Genomic DNA, 16642 nt, shown 5'->3' with positions numbered 1-16642 from the left:
TTGAGGGACTCTGGGTCCCTCAAGGAGGCCTTCACGGACCAGGCCAAGCACCGCGCGAGTGGCTGGTCAGGCCCAGAGCTGCCCGTCGAGCCTTTCGGCCGCTTCGTCGAGCGAGCCGGAGTACGCGCCCGTCGAGAGGTACTTCCATCCCGCGTCCGCGACCACGAAGGCCACATCGGCGGGCTTCCCCGTGGCGGCGGCCTTCTCGGCGACAGCCAGCGCAGCGTGCAGCACGGCGCCCGTCGAGATCCCCGCGAAGATTCCTTCGTGCTCCAGCAGTTCGCGCGTCCGGCGAAGCGCGTCGTAAGCGCCGACGGAGTACCGGCCGTTGAGCACGCTCGCGTCGTAGAGCTCCGGGACGAAGCCCTCGTCGAGGTTCCGCAGGCCGTACACCAGCTCGCCGTAGCGTGGTTCGGCCGCGATGATCTGCACGTCCGGCTTCGCCTCGTGCAGGTAGCGCCCGACACCGACCAGGGTGCCGGTGGTGCCGAGGCCGCCGACGAAATGCGTCAGGGTCGGCAGGTCCTTGAGCAGTTCGGGCCCGGTGCCGCGGTAGTGCGCTTCGGCGTTGGCCGGGTTGCCGTACTGGTAGAGCATCACCCAGTCCGGGTTGGCCTCGGCCAGTTCCTTCGCCCGCCGCACGGCCTCGTTGGACCCGCCGGCGGCCGGGGAGAAGACGATCCGCGCGCCGTACGCCTGCAGAAGCTGCTTGCGTTCGGTCGAGGTGTTCTCCGGCATCACGCACACCAGGCCGTAACCCTTGAGCTTCGCGGCCATCGCGAGCGCGATCCCGGTGTTGCCCGACGTCGGCTCCAGGATCGTGGAGCCGCGCCGGAGCGTGCCTTCGCGCTCGGCGGCCTCGATCATCGCCAGCGCGGGGCGATCCTTGATCGAACCGGTCGGGTTGCGATCCTCCAGCTTCGCCCACAACCGCACGTCATGGGTGGGCGAAAGCCGGGGAAGGCCGACCAGCGGCGTGCCGCCGAGCGCGTCGAGCAGCGACTCGAAGCGAGCCATCGATCAGCCACCGGCCACGGCGGGCAGGATGGTCAGGGTGTCGCCGTCCTTGACCTCGGCCTCGAGACCACCGGAGAAACGGACGTCCTCGTCGTTGACGTAGACGTTGACGAAGCGGTGCAGCTTCTCTTCCTTGACCAGGCGGGCCTTGAGGCCGCCGTGGCGGGACTCGATGTCGTCGATCACCTCGAGCACGGTCTTGCCGGTCGCCTCGACGGACTTCTCGCCGCCGGTGTGCGTACGCAGGATGGTCGGGATGGACACGGTCACGGCCATGGTTTTCTACCTCCGGTGGGTTCTCTGCTACGCAGACGTTCTGGTCGGGCCGGGTTATTCCCGGGCCCGGTTCAGCCGATGATCTCGACGGGCTCCTCGGTGATCTCCCCGTCCACGATCCGGTACGACCGGAACTGGTGCGAATCGGGGTCCTTGGTGGAAACGAGCACGTAGTGCGCGTCGGGTTCCGAGGCGTACGAGACATCGGTGCGGGACGGGTAGGCGTCGGTCGCGGTGTGCGAGTGGTAGATGACCACCGGGACCTCGTCGTTGGCGTCCATCTCGCGGTAGAGCTTGAGCAGATCGCCCGAGTCGAATTCGTAGAACGTCGGCGAGCGCGCCGCGTTCAGCATGGGGATGTATCGCTCGGGGCTGTCCGATCCCTCGGGACCGGCGATCACCCCGCACGCCTCGTCGGGATGGTCACGACGGGCATGGGCGACGATCTCGTCGACGAGTTCACGGCGGATCCGGAGCACGTCGCCCATCTTAGGTGCTGGACGGGGCCGGTCCACACTCTGAGATCGCCGCCACTCGGCACCCGCGATTCGGCATCTGCTTGCGGTAGTTGCACGCGCAAGGAGCGCAAGCAGGTGGCGAATCGCGTGGTCAGGAGAAGGCTTCAGGCCAGACGTCGCGGTAGGCGCGCATGCCTCCCGCCGAAGTGGCCGAGAGCACTCCGTGCACCATCGCCCGCCCGAAGACCCTCGCGGCCGCCGAGCACAGCGTGTCCAGCACCATCGCGCGCCGAGCCGCCGCGACGGGGCCCGCGCCACCGGGGAGTTCCCGGTCGCCGGTCGCCAGCGCGAACACCGTGTCGCCGTCGAACATCGTGTGCGCGGGCCGCACCGCCCTGGCGAGACCGTCCTGCGCGGCCACCGCGAGCCGCCGCGCCTCCGCCTTCGACAGCGCCGCGTCGACCGCGACCACGCCGATGGTCGTGTTGAGCCCCGCGGCCTTCGCCTCGACGTCGCCCGGCCGATCGGGCCAGCGGACGCCGAACTCACCGTCGACCTCGTGATCCGCCGCGTACGCGCGGCCCGTCGAGATGTCCACGGCCTCGCCGGCGGCGTTCACGGCGGCGACGACGCCGACGGTGAACTCCCCGACCTTCTCCGAGGCCGTCCCGATCCCGCCTTTGAGTGATCCCGCCTTCGCCCCGGCTCCCGCACCGACGGTCCCGAGCGCGACCGGACCCCCGACAGCCGCTTCGCAGGCCGCGTAACCGAAGGATGCGTCCGGACGGTTTCCCCACTCGCTGCGCGGCAGGTCGAACAGCACCGCGGCGGGCACGATCGGCACCACCTCGTGCGGTTCGGTCCCCACCGGGATGCCCAGATTCCGCTCGGCGAGCCAGCGCATGACGCCGTCCGCGGCGGCCAGGCCGTACGCGCTCCCACCGGACAGGCAGATCGCGTTGACGTGCTGGACCAGGTTCTCCGGCTCCAGCAGATTGGTCTCGCGCGTTCCGGGCGCGCCACCGCGCTGGTCGACGGCCCCGACCGCGCCGCCGGGGACCAGCACGACCGTCGTCCCGGTCGACCAGCCGTCGCCGACCCGCTCGTGGTGCCCGACCAGCACCCCCGGGACGTCGGTGATCATGACGTCAGCGACTGGATGAGGGTTTCCTGCACCCAGGTGAGCCAGTGGTAGACGCCGAGATGCGGCGCACGGGGATCGTCTTCGGGCAGTTCGTCGGGCATGTCCTCGGTGACGTCGAGCGCGGTGCCCAGCGCGAGCCGGACGTCGTTGAGCGCGCCCAGCCACGCGTCGGCCTGCTCGAAGGTCAGCCGCACGTTCCCGCCGTCACGCGGGAGGGTGTCCAGCACGATCTTGGCGACGCCGACCTTCTTGTCCAGCAGCTCGGGCTCGTGGATCGACCGCATCGCGGCGGCGGAGTCGATGTCCTCGCGGGTCGGGTTGTCCGGGTCCAGCTTGTGGAAGTCCGGCAGGAGCCGGGACAGGACCGGGTCGTCCGGCGATTCGGTCGGGCCCATCCGGATCCCGGTCAGCTCCGCCAACTCGTCCTGGGGCGCCTCTTCGGCGCGCGCGGTGAGCATGTCCTCGAGCTGGCTGACCAGGCCGCGCAGCACCGCGGCCTCCTGCTGCTCGAACCCCGCGACGATGGTGTCGCCCTTGCGGCGCCATCCGTTCATGAAGGCTGCTCCATGGTGGCCCAGAGGCCGGCCGCGTGGAGCTTCGCGACGTCGGTCTCCACCTTCTCCTTGGAACCGGACGACACGATCGCCTTGCCCTTCTGGTGCACGTCGAGCATCAGCTTCGTCGCGTGGTCCCGGCTGTAACCGAACAGCTTCTGGAACACGTACGTCACGTACGACATGAGGTTCACCGGATCGTTCCAGACGACCGTCCGCCAGGGTTTGTCCTCAGAGACGACCTCTACTCCCTGTGGATCAACCTGCGTCTGCTCGGATGCGACAGGCGTGGACATGCACTCCATGGTGTCACGGGCCCGTTCCGGTATGGGCTGGCAGGTCCGGCCATGTGGGTGAATAGGCTGGTGCCATGGGTTTCCCCGAGGCGGCCACTGGCGCCAGCACCGCGCTGCTCACCGACCACTACGAGTTGACCATGCTGGCCAGCGCCCTGTCCGACGGGACGGCGGACCGGCCGTGCGTCTTCGAGGTCTTCGCACGTCGCCTGCCCGACGGCCGCCGCTACGGCGTCGTCGCGGGCACGGGCCGGGTCCTCGACGCGATCGCCGACTTTCGGTTCACCGACGCCGAGCTGGGCCAGCTGGAAGCGACGGCCGTCGTCGACGACGCCACCCTTTCGTGGCTCGCGGACTACTCCTTCTCGGGGAACATCGACGGATACCCCGAGGGCGAGCTCTACTTCCCCGGCTCCCCGATCCTGACCGTCACCGGCTCCTTCGGCGAGGCCGTCGTGCTGGAGACGCTGATCCTCTCGATCCTCAACCACGACAGCGCGATCGCGTCCGCCGCGGCGCGGATGTCCGGTGCCGCGCACGGCAGGCCGATCATCGAAATGGGCGGCCGCCGCACGCACGAGTACGCCGCCGTCTCCGCCGCGCGGGCCGCGTATCTCGCGGGCTTCGCCACGACCTCCAACCTCGAAGCCGGCCGCCGCTACGGCATCCCGACGCGGGGCACCGTCGCGCACGCGTTCATGTTGCTGCACGACAGCGAGGAACAGGCGTTCCGCGCGCAGGTGGACAAGATGGGCACCGACACCACGCTCCTGGTGGACACCTACGACATCACCAAGGGCATCGAAACGGCCGTCCGGGTGGCCGGGACCGAACTCGGCGCGATCCGCATCGACTCCGGCGACGTGGGCCCGCTGGCGCGCAAGGCCCGCGAGCAGCTGGACGCCCTCGGCGCCAAGGACACCCGCATCGTGGTGTCGGGCGACCTCGACGAGCACGCCATCGCGGCGTTGCGGGCGGAACCCGTCGACGCGTACGGCGTCGGGACCTCGGTCGTCACCGGTTCCGGCGCGCCGACCGCCGGGATGGTCTACAAGCTCGTCGAGGTCGACGGCAGGCCGGTCGCCAAGCGCAGCGCGCACAAGGAATCGCGCGGCGGCAGGAAATCCGCGCTGCGGCGGCACCGCGAGACCGGCACCGCCGTCGAAGAGGTGATCTGGACGGCCGGCTCCGAGGTCCCGGAACAGGGACCGAACGACCACGAATTGCAGATTCCGCTGGTCCGGGACGGCCGGACGGTGGATGATTTGCCCACGCTGGACGACGCGCGCCAGCGGCTTCGGCGGGCGCTGGTGAGCCTTCCGTGGGAAGGCCTCAAGCTCTCGCACGGGGAGCCCGCCATCCCGACCGTATTCGTCTAAAGAGAACTCAGGAGCAACACATGGGGACCGCCTTGATCGTGGTCGATGTGCAGAACGACTTCTGCGAAGGCGGGTCGCTCGGCCTGCCCGGTGGCGCCGCCGCCGCCGAAGCGATCTCCAAGCAGGCCGCGGAAGGCGGCTACGCGCACGTCGTCGCCACCCGCGACTACCACATCGACCCGGGCGACCACTTCAGCGAGACGCCGGACTTCAAGGACAGCTGGCCGCGTCACTGCGTCGCGGGCACCTCCGGCGCGTCGTTCCACCCCGCGCTCGACGTGGTCCCGATCCGCGAGGTCTTCTCCAAAGGCGAGTACACCGCCGCGTACTCCGGTTTCGAAGGCAACGCGCGCGACGGCAAGACGCTCGACGCGTGGCTGAAGGAGCACGACGTCACCGAGGTCGACGTCGTCGGCATCGCGACCGACTTCTGCGTCCGCGCGACGGCGCTCGACGCGGCGAAGGCGGGCTTCAAGGTCCGGGTACTGCTGGACCTCACGGTCGGCGGCTCGCAGCCGACCGTCGACGCCGCGCTCAAGGACTTCGACGAGGCGGGCGTGACCTACACCGGGAAGGCGCCGGTCCCGGCCACATGATCCAGCACGACCTCCAGGACACCCTGATCGAAAACCGGCTCGTCGCGATCCTGCGGGCCGCGGACGCGAGCCGGTTCGCCGACGCCGCCACGGTGCTGCACGCGGCGGGCGTGCGGGTGCTCGAAGCGGCGTTGACCACGCCGGGCGCCACGGACGCCATCTCGACCATCCGCAAGAAGCTCGGCGACGACGCGCATGTCGGCGCCGGAACCGTGCGTGAGGTGTCCGACGTCGACATCGCGGCGGACGCGGGCGCGACGTTCCTGGTCACCCCGACGGTGAACCCGCTGGTCATGGAGCGCTCGCACGAACGCGGGCTGCCGGTGATCTGCGGCGCGCTGACGCCGACCGAGATCGACCAGGCGTGGCGGCTCGGCGCGGCGGCGGTGAAGGTCTTCCCGATCGCCGCGGTCGGCGGGATCGCCTACCTGCGGGCGATCCGGGCGCCGATGCCGGACATCCCACTCGTCCCGACCGGCGGCGTCCACCTGGCCGACGTCGCGAAGTACCTCGAGTCGGGCTCGATCGCCGTCGCGGCCGCCACGCCGCTTCTCGGTGACGCGCTCGCCGGTGGTTCGCTGGCAGACCTCGCGACCCGGGCGAGCGAGTTCGTCGCCGCGGCCGCGAAGTACGTCTCGCGCACCTGATCCCCTCCGCCCCTCCCGCAATTCGTCATCTACTTGCGCTCGTGCCATCCGCAAGTAGATGACGAATTGCGGAGGTCAGGGCTTCTTCTTGCCGTACGGGTCGCAGCGCGCGGTCCCGAGGTAGATGTCGCCCTTCGCCGGTCCGCCGCCCTGAGGGAACAGCTTGATGTGCAGCATGTGCGTCACGAGGCTCCCGTCGGGCGGCGTCGGCGTGACGGTCTCGTTGACCGTGAGCGACGCCAGCGCCGTCCCGCCCTTGCCGCCCGCGATGGTCAGCCGGTAGTTCTGCGGGATGTTCTCCGGCAGCGTGAACCCGGTGACGTCACCGAACTCGATGTAGCCGAGGCTGCCGTCCTCGGTGGTGCTGCACTTCGCCATGAACGTGCGGATCTTGATCACCGGACCGCCGAACCGCTTGAGCAGGGTGGTCTCGAACCGCCGCCCCGCCGCCTCGCCGATGGCCACCTCGCCGTTCCGGCCGCAGCGCGACTCACCCCCGCCGAAGCGGGCGAAGTCGCCGACGGCCCCGCCCTGGGTCTTCGCGTTCAGGGGACCATCGACGTCGCACGGCGCGAGCTCGCCCGTGACCACGTGTTCGTCGCCGATCTCCACGTCGAGCGAACCGACCGACGCCGCCGCCGTCGCGGGCGCGGGCCCGGCCGACGCGGCCGCCGGACCTCCCGCCACCAGCGCCCCGGTCAGCATCGTCACCGACAACAGCCTCGAAACGGGTTTCCTCATGCCCGGCAGCCTCCACCAACCGCCTGACCCGTGCAGGGTCATGCCACCCGGTCGAGTGGACGCGCGATGACCGTGAGGTGCCCGACATTCGGTCCTCGTCCGGTCGTCTGGCGTTAACCTCGGTTCACATTCGTGTACTCATAGGAGGTCTGAGTGTCTTCGCTGTCTGTGGCCGGCGCCCGTCCGGTCCTCGCCGACCTCGTTCCCGGCGCGCTGGTCCGCGACGCGGTCCTGGTCGCCGGTGGTGCCGCCCTGACCGGTGCGGCCGCGCAGATCCTGATCCCGGTGCCCGGCTCCCCGGTGCCGATGACCGGCCAGACGTTCGCCGCCCTGCTGGTCGGCGCGGCGCTCGGCTGGAAGCGCGGCGCGCTGTCGATGGCGCTGTACCTCGCCGTCGGCGCGGCCGGCTTCGGCTGGTTCCAGAACGGTTCTTCCGGCCTGTTCGGCGCCAGCGCCGGCTACATCGTCGGCTTCGTGTTCGCCGGCGCACTGGTCGGCGCGCTCGCCGGCCGGGGCGGCGACCGCACGCCGCTGCGCATGGCGGGGACGATGGTGCTGGGCAACCTCGCCATCTACTCGGTCGGTGTGCCTTGGCTGATGGCGTCGACCGGCTTCGGCCTGTCGACCGCGCTCGAGAAGGGTGTCGTGCCGTTCCTGATCGGGGACGCGCTGAAGATCGCCGTCGCGGCGGCACTGCTTCCGGGCACCTGGGCGCTGGTCTCGCGCTTCCGCAAGGAGTCGTGACCGGCCCTTTCACCGCCCCACGAGCTGCCATGAACGGTCCGTTCCTTGCGAATTCTGCGAGGAACGGACCGTTCATCGCACGGGGCGGACGATCTTGACGGTGCCCCCGGCTATCGTCTTGTCCCGTGCCTTCCCGTGCTGATTTCCCCGGTGTCCTCGAACTCCTGACCCACGCGGTCGAGTCCGTGGGCGGTGCCGAGCGCGAGGGCCAGGTCAAGATGGCGGACGCCGTCGGCCGCGCCATCCGCACCGGTGAGCACCTGGCCGTCCAGGCGGGCACGGGCACCGGGAAGTCGCTGGCCTATCTCGTTCCCGCGATCCGGCACGCGGTCGAGAAGGAGGCCACGGTCGTGGTCTCCACGGCCACCATCGCGCTGCAACGCCAGCTCGTCGACAGGGATCTCCCCCGGCTGGCGAAGGCACTGAAGAAGCCCCTCGGCCGCGAACCCACCTTCGCGATCCTCAAGGGCCGTCGTAACTACCTTTGCCTCCACCGGCTCGATTCCGGCGCCCCGGACGAGCCGGAAGACCAGCAGCTGTTCGACCCGTTCGCCGTGTCGAGGCTCGGCAAGGAGGTCACGCGGCTGCGGGAATGGTCGTCCGACACCGAAACCGGTGACCGCGACGAACTGGTCCCCGGCGTCTCGGACCAGGCGTGGCGCCAGGTATCGGTCACGGCCAAGGAATGCCTTGGCGCCTCACGGTGCCCCATCGGCACGGACTGTTTCGCCGAACGGTCCCGCGCCGAGGCGGGCAAGGCCGACGTCGTGGTCACCAACCACGCGCTGCTGGCGATCGACGCGCTGCAGGGCTACCAGGTGCTCCCCGAGCACGACCTCGTGATCATCGACGAGGCGCACGACCTCGTGGACCGCGTGACGTCGGTGGCGACCGGCGAGCTGACCAGCGGCATGGTCTCCGCCGCCGCCCGGCGCTGCGGGAAACTGGTCGACGACGACGTGGCCGACCAGTTGCTGGAGGCGAGCGACGGGCTGGCCCTGATCCTCGACGACCTGCCGTCGGGCCGGATGGACTCGCTGCCGCAGCCCCTCACCGGTGCGATCCCCGCGGTCCGGGACGCCGCGCATCGCTGCCTCACCGCGCTCGGCAAGGACCGCAAGGAGGACGTCGACGAGGCCACGGCCCGCAAGCTGGCGCGGTCGCTGCTCGAAGAGGTCCACGACACCGCGGTCCGGCTACTCGAAGCCTTCGACGACGACAAGGCCCATCAGCGCGACGTCGTCTGGCTGACCGGGGACCGCTTCTCCACGAACCCACGCCCGCCCGCGTTGAAGGTCGCCCCGCTGGGTGTCGCGGGTCTGCTGCGGGAGCGAGTCTTCAACCAGCACACGACCGTCCTCACGTCGGCGACGCTGACCTTGGGCGGCACGTTCGACACCATGGCCAGGCAGTGGGGTCTCCCGCCCGGCGGCGCGAGGGTGGAGAAGGCACCTGGCGCGGCGACGGACAAGGCGGTCCCGGCCGACAGTGACGGCAGTAACGACAGCGACGGCCCGAAGTGGACCGGCCTCGACGTCGGTTCCCCCTTCGACCACAAACGCAACGGCATCCTCTACCTGGCCAAGCATCTGCCGCCGCCGGGACGGGACGGGTTGCAGCCCTCGACCATGGACGAGCTGGCCGAGCTGATCGAGGCCGCGGGCGGGCGCACGCTCGGCCTGTTCTCCTCGATGCGCGCGGCGAAGCAGGCCACCGAGGAGATGCGGGAGCGGCTCGACCTGCCGATCCTCTGCCAGGGTGACGACGCCACCGGCCTGCTGGTGCAGAAGTTCTCCGAGGACGCGCGCACCTGCCTGTTCGGCACCCTGTCGTTGTGGCAGGGCGTCGACGTGCCCGGCCCGTCGCTCCAGCTCGTGGTGGTCGACAGGATCCCGTTCCCCCGTCCGGACGACCCGGTCTCCTCGGCCCGGCAACGCGCGGTGGAAGCCAGGGGCGGCAACGGTTTCCTCACCGTCGCGGCCACGCATGCCGCGCTGCTGCTCGCACAGGGCACGGGACGGCTGCACCGTTCGGTCACCGATCGCGGCGTCGTCGCGATCCTGGACTCGCGGCTGGCCACCGCCCGCTACGGCGGATTCCTGCGCGCCTCGCTGCCGCCGTTCTGGCCGACCATGGATCCGAAGGTCGCCCGCGACGCGCTGCGCCGCCTCGACGCCGCCGCCCCGGCCTGAGTGGCCTGGAACACGGCCGAGTACCGTTAACGGAACGCCGAAGACAGGGAGAACCGGTTGTCCCACGAGTCGCCCAACGCACAATCCCGGACCGTCAGCGTCGATGACACCGGAGTGCGGCGCCAGCTCGCGGACGGAAGCGAGGAAGCCGTCACGTGGTCCGAGTTGTCCGCGGTGGTGGTCAGAGTGATCCCTGAAGGCCCGTGGAAGGAAGACGTCTTCTTCATGCTCGCCGGCGCCGACGGGAAGGGCACCGCGATCCCCAGCGGCGACCCGGCCGCCGACGCGCTGATCGAGCGGTTGCAGACGCTGCCCGGCTTCGACAACGAGAAGTTCATCGAGGCCATGACCACCGACGCCGACGAGGCGTACGTGGTCTGGAGCGCCGAAGGCCACGCCGCCAAACACTGAGCCCAAGTGCAATGAAGGGGCCTTTCATAGCAAATTTTGCTATGAAAGGCCCCTTCATTGCACTTGAGGGAGGGCTACTCGACCGGGAAGCTCTCCGTGACCGGGATGCCCTTCTTCAACGTCCGGCTCACCGTGCACAGCCGCTCGATCGCCCGGTCCACCGCCCCCGCGAGCGCCTCACGCTCCGAAGCGGGCAGAGAAGACACGTCGACGTCGAAAGCCACGTGGACGGCATCGAGCTCCGAAGCGTCTTCGCGCCGGTCCGCGGTCACGCCGACGCGGAACTTCGAGTCCTCCCCGATCCGGCGCGTGATGAGGTTCTCGGCGGTGACGGCCGAGCAGCCCGCCGCCGCGATCTGGAGCAGTTCGGCGGGTGAGAAGGCGCCCTCGGCGCCCTTGCGGCCGATCACGACCTCGGCACCGCGTTCGTTGCGGCCGATGAAGCGGTGCTCACCGTCGCGCTGGACTTCCAAAGACACGGTTTTCCCTTTCGGTGTCCGTAGGCGGGCGGTTCACGTGTGTGTCACCGTCCGGGCAAAGCACGGCCGCGCCTCCCTTTCAGAGTGGCGGCAGCCTGGGGGCGATCTCGCCGGCCAGCCGTTCCGCGGCCGGGCACATCTCCTGCGGCTGCTTGACCTTGTCCGCGACGTAGATCTCCACCGTCTCGATCATGGCACGCCCGTTGCCACCGAAGGTCCGGTGCGGGATCTCGGCCTGACAAGCCTTCCACTCGGCCGAGACCTCGACGAAGGCTTCCCGCGATCCGAGAGCGACTCGTCTGCCGTCGTCCTCGAACGGTGCCCGCTCCCGTTCGAACCGGATCGTCACCTGGGTCTCGCGATGGTTCCAGTAGCACTCCCAGTTGCCGAACACCGGATCCGGGGTGACCGGGCCGCCGACGATCGCCCGCGGCAGCTCCCCGCCCAGCGCGCAGGCGTCGAGGCTCCCGAGCGAACCGGCGGGAAACGGAGCGGGACGACGTTCGACCGGCTCCCGGTTCAGCACGCTCACCGCGTGCGTGGCCACCGGATCGACGTAATCGCACAGATGCGCGTGCCAGTTCCGGATATGCCGGGCGTGCACCCACACCTGGTTGCCGTCCGGCAGCGGGATACCCCGTGCGCACTTGTCTTCGGAGTCGCTCGGGATCTCACGCACGATCAGTTGCCCTGGCAGCGGCTTGTCCAGCAACGGTGACGTCGGCGTCGTCAGTTCGAGCCGGATGTCGACGACGTCCTCGTTGTCGGGGCTCAGGCGCAGGAGGACGCCGCAAGCGTTGAAGTTGCCGGTGGCGTTGTCCAGTTCGGGGGTCCCGAGATGGTTCAGCACGGACGGGTCCACGAGCGCGCAAGGATCCGCCGTCCGCCGGTCCCCGACCACTTCGGACGGCGGGCCCGCCGCGATCGACGCGGGTTCTCTCGTGGCGTAGAGCAGGCCCCCGGTCAGCATCAGGACCGCCGCGGCGGCCGCGATCGCGATGGCGCGTTTGGTCACCCGGAAGCGTCGTCTCCGCGCCGGAACGACGACGTCCGCGAGCTCGGACAGCAGTTCGGCGGCGCGGACGGCGTCCGGCCGCCCGGCGGGTCTGCGCCGCAGCAGTTCCATCAGTACGGGCGCCAGCGGTCCCGCCCGGCGGATCGGTTCCAGCGTGTACGCCGTCGCGCGCCGGAGCTGGACGAACGGCCCGACGCTCGCGTCTCCCCACACCGAGGTGCCTTCGACGGCGGCGAACAGTGTCGCGCCCAGTGAGAACACGTCCGCCGCGGCACCCGCCTGCCGTCCTTCGGCCATCTCCGGCGCGACGTAGCCGGGAGTCCCGACGTCGAGGCCGCCGCCGGTCCGGGTCACCTCCGCCCACTGCGCGATGCCGAGGTCGGTGAGTTTGGCCGTACCGTCGTCGGCCACCAGGACGTTTCCCGGTTTGAGGTCGCGGTGGACCATGCCCTTCTCGTGCATCGCCGCGAGCGCCGCGGCGAGCTGGACACCGATCTTGGCCACCTTGCCGGGCGGCAGCGGCCCGTCGGCGTCGATGACGTCGGCGAGGCTGCGCGAGGGCAGGTATTCCATGACGAGCCAGCGGTCGTCACCGTCGATCACGGCGTCGAAAACGGTCACCACGTTCGGGTGGTGCAGGCCCGCGCCGATCCGCGCCTCGCGCCGGATCTGGCCGCTGTCCCCGGCCTGCGAGCGTTTGAGGGCGACGACGCGGCCGAGGTCCAGATCGGTGGCACGCCAGACCACGCCCATGCCCCCGGCGCCGATCCGCTCCTCCAAGCGATAGCGCCCGGCGATCAGCCGGTCACCCATGCGGGGAGTATAGGAGGCTAAGCCCTTTGGGCTATGACCGTGACTGTTCCGGGATCGACTTCGGTGAACCCGGCGTCCCGGACCGCGACGACGCCGTCACGGCGCCACGAACCTTCGGGATCTTCGACCGGGCAAAGCGCCTTCCAGGTCGCGACCGGCGGGGTCCGCACCGAACACCGGAACCCGGTCTCGGCCCAGGCCGCCCGTTCGGCCTCGTCCAGCAGCGAAGCGAGGATCATCGTCGCGTGCCCGACCTGGGCCGCCCCCTTGCCGACGGTCATCGAAACCTCGGGGTTCAGGAGCAGCCGCGGGAGACCGTCCGGCACGGGCCCCGGCTCGTCGGCCGGGAGTTCGCTCCCGGAGATCTGCAGCCGCGAGACCTCCTTCGGCGTCTCGACGACACGGCAGGGAAGCAAGGCTCTCGCTTCGGCACCGTCGACCTCGACCGTGATTCCCGGCAGATCCTGGACCGCCCGCCAATGCGCCCCGCGCGCCCGCCGGGCGACCTTGCGAATCCGGCCGTCGACCCACGCCTTGAGCGGCTCGTGCCATTCGCCCTCGGGCTCGGCGCGTTCGTCGAGGCAGACGGCGACCGCGGCCGCCGCGGCGGCCTCCAGCAACGCGGTCCGCGACGGCGGTTCGGCGCGTTCCATCCGGAGGATCACCGGCATGGCGCGGACCTCGGCAGGATCCTCGTCCGAGGTGAGCACCGTGTCTTCGGCGGGCAGTCCCAGCCAGTACGCGTAGCGCGCGGCCAGCGGCTCCAGCACGCTCATGGCCGGGAAAGCTCGAGACCGTCGGCCGCGTCGGCCGCCTCGATCTCGCCCCTGGTGACCCCGAGCAGGAACAGCACGGCGTCGAGGTACGGGTGGGAAAGCGCGGTGTCGGCGACCTCGCGCAGCGCGGGCTTCGCGTTGAAGGCGACACCCATTCCGGCGACCGACAGCATGTCGATGTCGTTCGCCCCGTCGCCGACGGCGACACACTGCTCCAGCGAGATCTCGTACTCTTCGGCGAACCGGCGCAGCGCCGTCGCCTTGCCCGCGCGGTCGACGATGTCCCCGACCACCCGGCCGGTGAGCTTGCCGTCGACGACTTCGAGCTCGTTCGCGGCGGCGAAGTCGAGGCCGAGATCGTCCACAAGGGACTGGATGATCTTGGTGAAACCACCCGAAACGACCCCGCAGCGGAAGCCCATCCGCTTCAGCGTGCGGATCGTCGTGCGCGCGCCCGGGGTGAGCTCGATGGACGCGGCGACCTCGTCCAGCACGGTCTCCGGAAGCCCTTCCAGCAGCGCGACCCGGCGCTCCAGCGACTCACCGAAGTTCAGCTCGCCGCGCATCGCGGCCTCGGTGATCTCGCGGACCTGCGGTTCGACGCCGGCGTGCGCACCGAGCATCTCGATGACCTCGCCCTGGATGAGCGTGGAGTCGACGTCGAAGACGACCAGTCGCTTGGCACGGCGGGCCAGCCCGGCCCGCTCGACCGAGATGTCGATCCCGGCCTCGACGGCGGCGTCCGCCAGCGCGGTGCGCAGCGCGGCGTCGGCCTCCGGGGTGTCCTGGGCGAGCGAGGTGTACAGCTCCAGCCCGGTGACCGGATAGTCGGCGACACTGCGGATCGAGTCGATGTTGACGTCCAGCGCGGCGAGGCGGCGCGCGACGTCGGAGAACGCCCGCGCGGTCACCGGACGGCCGAGCATCAGCAGGACATGCGTCGAGTCCTTCTGGCCGATGGCGAACGGGTCGGCGCCGATGGCCGAGCCGATCTTCACGTCGACCTGCATCCCCACCGACGCCATCGCCTGCTCGACGTACTCCTGCAGGCCCTCGGGGTCGCGGTACACGCCGGCGAGCACGCCGAGCACCAGCTGGCCGCGGATGACGACCTGCTCGACGTCGAGGACGTCGACGTCGTGGCGCGACAGCACGGCGAACAGCACCGAGGACACACCCGGCTTGTCGGGACCGGTGGTGGTGATGAGAACTGGTGTCTGCGTCACGGGGTCAGTCTCCCTCAGCCGAGCAAGAAAACGGCGCGTGCCTTGCCCCTGTGTGAGGCAAGGCACGCGCCGATTCCGCTTATCGGGTCACTTCTCGCTGGAGTTGTCCTTGGAGTGATCACCCGGCATGGCCGCCTCGGTGAGCACCTGGGACGGCGCCCGGTGGGTGTTGACCTTCTGCTTCCCGAAGAAGCCGATCTCACCCTCCTTGTGGATGCGCTCCACCATGTGCGGGTAATGCAGCTCGAACGCCGGCCGCTCGGACCGGATCCGCGGCAGCTCGGTGAAGTTGTGCCGCGGCGGCGGGCAGGACGTCGCCCATTCGAGCGAGTTGCCGTAGCCCCACGGGTCGTCCACCGTGACGATCTCGCCGTACCGGTAGCTCTTGAAGACGTTCCAGATGAACGGCAGCGTCGAGGCACCGAGGATGTACGCGCCGATCGTGGAGATCGTGTTCAGCGTGGTGAACCCGTCGGACTGCAGGTAGTCCGCGTACCGGCGCGGCATGCCTTCGGCACCGAGCCAGTGCTGCACCAGGAACGTGGCGTGGAAGCCGATGAACGTGGTCCAGAAGTGCCACTTGCCGAGCTTCTCGTCCATCATGCGGCCGGTGATCTTCGGGAACCAGAAGTAGATCCCGGCGAACGTGGCGAACACGATCGTGCCGTAGAGCACGTAGTGGAAGTGCGCGACGACGAAGTAGCTGTCGGACACGTGGAAGTCGATCGCCGGCGCGGCCAGCATGATGCCGGTCAGACCGCCGAAGAGGAACGTGACGATGAAGCCCATCGAGAAGATCATCGGCGTCTCGAAGGACAGCTGGCCCTTCCACATCGTGCCGATCCAGTTGAAGAACTTCACGCCGGTCGGGACCGCGATCAGGAAGGTCATGAAGGAGAAGAACGGCAGCAGCACGGCGCCGGTCGCGTACATGTGGTGTGCCCACACGGCCACCGACAGCGCGGCGATCGCCAGCGTCGCCCAGACCAGGCCCTTGTACCCGAAGATCGGCTTGCGGCTGAAGACCGGGAAGATCTCCGACACGATCCCGAAGAACGGTAGCGCGACGATGTAGACCTCTGGATGGCCGAAGAACCAGAACAGGTGCTGCCAGAGGATCACGCCGCCGTTCGCGGGGTCGAACACGTGCGCCCCGAGATGCCGGTCCGCCAGCAGGCCCATCAGGGCCGCGGTCAGGATCGGGAACGCCAGCAGGATCAGGATGCTGGTGACCAGGATGTTCCAGGTGAAGATCGGCATCCGGTACATCGTCATACCGGGGGCGCGCAGGCAGACCACCGTGGTGATCATGTTGACGCCACCGAGGATGGTGCCGAGACCGGAGACGACCAGACCGGAGATCCACAGGTCGGCGCCGACGCCGGGCGAGTGGATGGCGTCCGACAGCGGGGTGTAGGCGAACCAGCCGAAGTCGGCGGCGCCACCCGGGGTCAGGAAGCCGGACATCACGATCAGGCCGCCGAAGAGGTACAGCCAGTACGAGAACGCGTTCAGCCGCGGGAAGGCGACGTCGGGCGAACCGATCTGCAGCGGCAGGATGAAGTTCGCGAAACCGAAGAGGATCGGCGTCGCGTACAGCAGCAGCATGATCGTGCCGTGCATGGTGAACAGCTGGTTGTACTGCTCCTGCGAAAGGAACTGCTGCCCGGGACGCGCCAGCTCGGAGCGGATCAGCATCGCCATCGCGCCGCCCACCATGAAGAAGGCGAACGACGTGACCAGGTACATGATGCCGATTTGCTTGTGGTCCGTCGTGCGGAACAACCGCAGCAGGTACGAACCCTTAACCGACTCGCGCGCGGGATACGGGCGCGTGGCGATCGGCTTGGGGGCTACGGCCGTCACTCCTGCCTCCAA

At 69.6% G+C, this 16642-nt stretch carries 18 protein-coding genes; 6 read left to right on the top strand and 12 right to left on the bottom strand.

Features of this window, described 5'->3' with window-relative positions; all coding sequences use genetic code 11:
• Positions 1-66: 66 nt before the first annotated feature.
• The 6 genes from CVV72_RS37075 to clpS form a co-directional block, all read right to left on the bottom strand.
• Positions 67-1017 (bottom strand): PLP-dependent cysteine synthase family protein, encoded by a 951-nt coding sequence (locus CVV72_RS37075; protein WP_219148937.1) that lies wholly within the window; start codon positions 1015-1017, stop codon positions 67-69.
• Positions 1018-1020: 3 nt separating this feature from the next.
• On the bottom strand, positions 1021-1293 hold the full coding sequence (locus CVV72_RS37070) for a MoaD/ThiS family protein (protein WP_005165659.1): 273 nt from the start codon (positions 1291-1293) through the stop codon (positions 1021-1023).
• Between the two features lie 71 nt (positions 1294-1364).
• Positions 1365-1781, bottom strand: coding sequence for a Mov34/MPN/PAD-1 family protein (locus tag CVV72_RS37065; protein ID WP_016336788.1), 417 nt, complete (start codon positions 1779-1781; stop codon positions 1365-1367).
• Positions 1782-1902: 121 nt separating this feature from the next.
• On the bottom strand, positions 1903-2895 hold the full coding sequence (locus tag CVV72_RS37060; RefSeq protein ID WP_219148935.1) for a P1 family peptidase: 993 nt from the start codon (positions 2893-2895) through the stop codon (positions 1903-1905).
• Entirely contained in the window at positions 2892-3449 is a 558-nt protein-coding gene (locus tag CVV72_RS37055; protein ID WP_034308812.1) for a DUF2017 domain-containing protein, read from the bottom strand. Before CVV72_RS37055 ends, CVV72_RS37060 begins: the two co-directional genes overlap by 4 nt.
• Positions 3446-3745 (bottom strand): ATP-dependent Clp protease adapter ClpS, encoded by a 300-nt coding sequence (gene clpS / locus CVV72_RS37050; protein WP_005165655.1) that lies wholly within the window; start codon positions 3743-3745, stop codon positions 3446-3448. Before clpS ends, CVV72_RS37055 begins: the two co-directional genes overlap by 4 nt.
• A gap of 74 nt (positions 3746-3819) precedes the next feature.
• Here clpS and CVV72_RS37045 point away from each other — a divergent pair, with 74 nt between their 5' ends.
• From CVV72_RS37045 to CVV72_RS37035, 3 genes are read left to right on the top strand one after another with little or no spacing between them, the layout of a single operon-like run.
• Complete coding sequence (locus CVV72_RS37045) at positions 3820-5124, top strand: nicotinate phosphoribosyltransferase (RefSeq protein ID WP_219148933.1); 1305 nt, start codon at positions 3820-3822, stop codon at positions 5122-5124.
• A gap of 20 nt (positions 5125-5144) precedes the next feature.
• Entirely contained in the window at positions 5145-5720 is a 576-nt protein-coding gene (locus CVV72_RS37040) for a nicotinamidase (RefSeq protein ID WP_219148931.1), read from the top strand.
• Positions 5717-6367: a bifunctional 4-hydroxy-2-oxoglutarate aldolase/2-dehydro-3-deoxy-phosphogluconate aldolase gene (locus CVV72_RS37035; RefSeq protein WP_219148929.1), complete on the top strand. Its 651-nt coding sequence runs from the start codon at positions 5717-5719 to the stop codon at positions 6365-6367. The genes CVV72_RS37040 and CVV72_RS37035 overlap by 4 nt, the downstream gene beginning before the upstream one ends.
• 75 nt (positions 6368-6442) lie before the next feature.
• Here the strand turns inward: CVV72_RS37035 and CVV72_RS37030 are convergent, their stop codons facing one another.
• Positions 6443-7108, bottom strand: coding sequence for a hypothetical protein (locus tag CVV72_RS37030; protein WP_219148927.1), 666 nt, complete (start codon positions 7106-7108; stop codon positions 6443-6445).
• A 153-nt stretch (positions 7109-7261) separates the two neighbouring features.
• Here CVV72_RS37030 and CVV72_RS37025 point away from each other — a divergent pair, with 153 nt between their 5' ends.
• The 3 genes from CVV72_RS37025 (at position 7262) to CVV72_RS37015 (ending at position 10455) form a co-directional block, all read left to right on the top strand.
• Positions 7262-7852 carry a biotin transporter BioY gene (locus CVV72_RS37025; protein WP_219148925.1) on the top strand — a complete coding sequence of 197 codons (591 nt, stop codon included), beginning with the start codon at positions 7262-7264 and terminating at the stop codon, positions 7850-7852.
• 125 nt (positions 7853-7977) lie between these two features.
• On the top strand, positions 7978-10044 hold the full coding sequence (locus tag CVV72_RS37020; protein WP_219148923.1) for an ATP-dependent DNA helicase: 2067 nt from the start codon (positions 7978-7980) through the stop codon (positions 10042-10044).
• A 57-nt stretch (positions 10045-10101) separates the two neighbouring features.
• Positions 10102-10455 (top strand): hypothetical protein, encoded by a 354-nt coding sequence (locus CVV72_RS37015; protein ID WP_007028272.1) that lies wholly within the window; start codon positions 10102-10104, stop codon positions 10453-10455.
• 74 nt (positions 10456-10529) lie between these two features.
• Here the strand turns inward: CVV72_RS37015 and CVV72_RS37010 are convergent, their stop codons facing one another.
• The 5 genes from CVV72_RS37010 to ctaD form a co-directional block, all read right to left on the bottom strand.
• Complete coding sequence (locus CVV72_RS37010) at positions 10530-10934, bottom strand: OsmC family protein (protein ID WP_219148921.1); 405 nt, start codon at positions 10932-10934, stop codon at positions 10530-10532.
• Positions 10935-11013: 79 nt separating this feature from the next.
• Complete coding sequence (locus tag CVV72_RS37005; protein ID WP_219148920.1) at positions 11014-12762, bottom strand: serine/threonine-protein kinase; 1749 nt, start codon at positions 12760-12762, stop codon at positions 11014-11016.
• Positions 12763-12779: 17 nt separating this feature from the next.
• Positions 12780-13538 (bottom strand): peptidyl-tRNA hydrolase, encoded by a 759-nt coding sequence (locus CVV72_RS37000; protein ID WP_219148918.1) that lies wholly within the window; start codon positions 13536-13538, stop codon positions 12780-12782.
• Positions 13535-14764, bottom strand: coding sequence for a phosphoserine phosphatase SerB (gene serB, locus CVV72_RS36995; RefSeq protein ID WP_219148915.1), 1230 nt, complete (start codon positions 14762-14764; stop codon positions 13535-13537). The genes CVV72_RS37000 and serB overlap by 4 nt, the downstream gene beginning before the upstream one ends.
• A gap of 87 nt (positions 14765-14851) precedes the next feature.
• Positions 14852-16630: a cytochrome c oxidase subunit I gene (gene ctaD / locus CVV72_RS36990; protein WP_034308844.1), complete on the bottom strand. Its 1779-nt coding sequence runs from the start codon at positions 16628-16630 to the stop codon at positions 14852-14854.
• Positions 16631-16642 lie beyond the last annotated feature (12 nt).

The sequence above is a fragment of the Amycolatopsis sp. TNS106 genome, from assembly GCF_019330265.1.
Lineage (GTDB): Bacteria > Actinomycetota > Actinomycetes > Mycobacteriales > Pseudonocardiaceae > Amycolatopsis > Amycolatopsis lurida.
This window is presented reverse-complemented; position numbering and strand designations above follow the sequence as displayed.